General features: G+C 62.7%; 4 protein-coding genes. 1 reads left to right on the forward strand and 3 read right to left on the reverse strand.

Annotated features, from left to right (window positions below; translation table 11 throughout):
- The coding region (locus A2I95_RS29580; RefSeq protein WP_291735626.1) for an agmatine/peptidylarginine deiminase at positions 1–640 on the forward strand (640 nt) is incomplete at its 5' end.
- A 35-nt stretch (positions 641–675) separates the two neighbouring features.
- Here A2I95_RS29580 and A2I95_RS29585 read toward each other — a convergent pair.
- The 3 genes from A2I95_RS29585 to A2I95_RS29595 form a co-directional block, all read right to left on the reverse strand.
- Positions 676–1,137, reverse strand: coding sequence for a GNAT family N-acetyltransferase (locus A2I95_RS29585; protein ID WP_291735628.1), 462 nt, complete (start codon positions 1,135–1,137; stop codon positions 676–678).
- Positions 1,138–1,139: 2 nt separating this feature from the next.
- Positions 1,140–2,015, reverse strand: coding sequence for an N-carbamoylputrescine amidase (aguB, locus tag A2I95_RS29590; protein WP_291735630.1), 876 nt, complete (start codon positions 2,013–2,015; stop codon positions 1,140–1,142).
- A gap of 4 nt (positions 2,016–2,019) precedes the next feature.
- Positions 2,020–2,884: aminotransferase class III-fold pyridoxal phosphate-dependent enzyme (locus A2I95_RS29595; RefSeq protein WP_291735632.1), on the reverse strand; the 865-nt coding region annotated here is incomplete at its 5' end.

A 2,884-nucleotide genomic window follows, 5' to 3' on the forward strand; every position in this document is an offset into this window, starting at 1 on the left:
CTACAAGCACGACACGCTCGCCAAGGGCCGATTCGCAGCGCATCTGGGCCTGCCGATGTACACTTCGGATCTGGTGCTGGAGGGCGGCGCCGTGGCGGTGGACGGGCAGGGCACACTGCTGATCACCGAGGAATGCCTGCTGCACAAGAACCGCAATCCGGGCTGGAGCAAGGCCCAGGTGGAGGCAGAACTGAAGGCCGGTCTGGGTGTGCAGAAGGTGATCTGGCTGCCCCGCGGCCTCACCCCGGATCCAATCACCGACGGGCATGTGGACGGCATGGCAGCCTTTGCCGCGCCGGGGGTGGTGCTGCTGCACACGACCGATGACCGCGCTGACCCGAATTACCGGATCACCCAGGACGCCAAACGCATCCTGCAACAGGAAACGGACGCCCGCGGGCGGCGCTTTGAGATTATTGAGATCCCGCTGACCAGCTATGACGTGGTTCACATGAACTTCTACGTCTGCAACGGCGCTGTCATCGTTCCCGTTTCCGGCCGGAAGGCAGAGGATGATCAACCGCTCGCCATCCTGCGCGAGGCATTTCCGGGGCGGCAGGTCGTGGGCGTGTCCGGCCGCATGATCGGCGGCGGCGGCGGCGGGGTGCATTGCATCACCCAGCAGGTGCCCGCGGTCTGAGTACAAAAAGAAGGGGCCAATTGCTTGGCCCCTTTTCAGTTGAGGGAGAGGGGTTTGTCGTACTTCACAAACGGCGTGAGCGTGGCAACCTGGTCGTAGAGCTTGCGTGCCGTGCAGTTGAACTCCTGTGTGTGCCAGTAGAGAAGAGAGGCACCTTCGGCCTCCGCACGCCGCGCCACTTCCTCGATCAAAGCCCGCCCGGCGCCGGCTCCACGCGCCTGCGGATCGACAAACAAGTCCTGCAGGTAGCAGGTATCTTCGACCGACCACATGTCGCGGTGCAGCAGATAATGTGCGATCCCGATGGCTTCGCCGTTCAGCTCCGCAATCAGGCCACGGTACTCCCGCGCATCCGCCGACAGCAGCCTGACAAAGCTGCTGTCATAGACGCGCGCCGGCAGCGCGGCCTTGTAAAAGGTGAGATAGCCGGTCCACAGCCGGTCCCAGCTTTCGCGGTCGCTTTGTTCAATTGCCCGGATCGTCAGAAAATTTGTCATCTCTATGTCCCTGTTTTGCCGTCCAAGGTGCGCAGCGCCCCGTACATATGCGGCCTGCGGTCCCGGAACACGCCCCAGGCGCTGCGGTAGCGCGCGGCGGCGTCCAGATCGACATCTGCCGTAATGAAGGTTTCTTCCGTGCGGCTAGCGTCTGCCAGGATCTCCCCGGTATAGCCTGCAATGAATGAAGTGCCGTAGAAGACGCCGGCCGTATTGCCGTCCTGTTCCGTTCCCACGCGGTTGGAGGCAACCACTGGAACCAAATTTGCAGCCGCATGTCCCTGCATGGTGCGCCGCCAGTGGCCGCTGCTGTCCAGCTCCGGGTTCTTCGGTTCGGTGCCGATGGCGGTCGGGAACAGCAGAACCTCAGCCCCCTGCAGCGCCAGGCAGCGGGCGGTTTCCGGGAACCACTGGTCCCAGCAGATGCCGCAGCCGATCCGGCCAAACCGGGTCTCCACCACCTGAAACCCGCTGTCGCCCGGCGAGAAATAGAACTTCTCCTCGTACCCCGGCGCCTGCGGGATATGGGTTTTGCGGTAATTGGCCAGGATGGTGCCGTCGGCATCGGCGATGGCCAGCGAATTGTAGCGCGCCAGCCCCGTCTCCTCGTAGTAGGAGATAGGCAGCGCCACGCCGAGCTTCCGGGCCAGCGATGCAAAATGCGACACCACTTTGCTTTGCTCCAGCGGCCGGGCGAGCCGCAGGTGGTCTATCGATTGCTCCAGGCAGAAATACGGGGTTTCGAACAGCTCCTGCAGCAAAATGACCTGGGCGCCGGCCCCGGCGGCGCCGGTCACCAATGCTTCGGCCTTGGCGATGTTCTCGTCGATGTCCCAACTGCAGGCCATCTGGGTTGCCGCAAGCGTTATCTGCTGCATGAGTTCACTCCTGACTGGCGATGAAGTCGCGGATCGAACCGGCAACGGCGCCGATCAGCTCATTGCATTGGTCCTTGCTGATGATCAGCGGAGGCGACAGGACAATCCGGTCGCCCACCGGGCGTACGATGACGCCGCGCTCCACACAGCCCTTGAACACCTTGGCAGCGGCCTGCTCGGTCAGCTCTATCGGCGCCTTGCTGGCCTTGTCAGCAACCAGATCAATGCCCAGCATCAGATGGCTGCCGCGCACATCACCTACGATTGGCAGGTTGAGCAGGGATTGGGCGCTTTCCTGAAAATAGGGGCCAACCGTGCGCACATGATCGAGCATACCTTCGCGCTCGATGATCTCGATGTTCTTCAGCGCCGCGGCGCAGGCCACGGGATGCCCGAAATAGGTGAGCCCCATCGAGAAAACGCCGCCGTCGCACTGCGGCCTGGCGATAGTGCCGTAGATTTCATCCGAGATCAGCGTCGCCCCCAGTGGGATATAGCCGGAGGTCAGCCCCTTGGCGCAAACCAAGATGTCCGGGGCATAGCCGTACAGCGTTTCTGAGGCGAACCATTCGCCCAGGCGGCCAAAGCCGGTCACCACCTCATCAGCGATATAGAGCATGCCGTGCGCCTTGCAGACCTCATACATGCGCTTGTGATAGCCCTCTGGCGCCACCAGCACGCCGCCGGCACCCATGATCGGCTCGGCGATGAAGGCGGCCACGCTATCGGGGCCAAGCTGTTGAATCCGTGCTTCGAATTCCCGCACCAGATAGTCGCAGTAGTCGCCGTCGCTCCAGCCCTCCGGCTTGGCATAAAGGTTGGCTTCCGACACGTGGCTGATGAAATCTTCGCCGATCCGGTCGAAGCCG

It is taken from the genome of Leisingera sp. F5 (genome assembly GCF_001593695.1).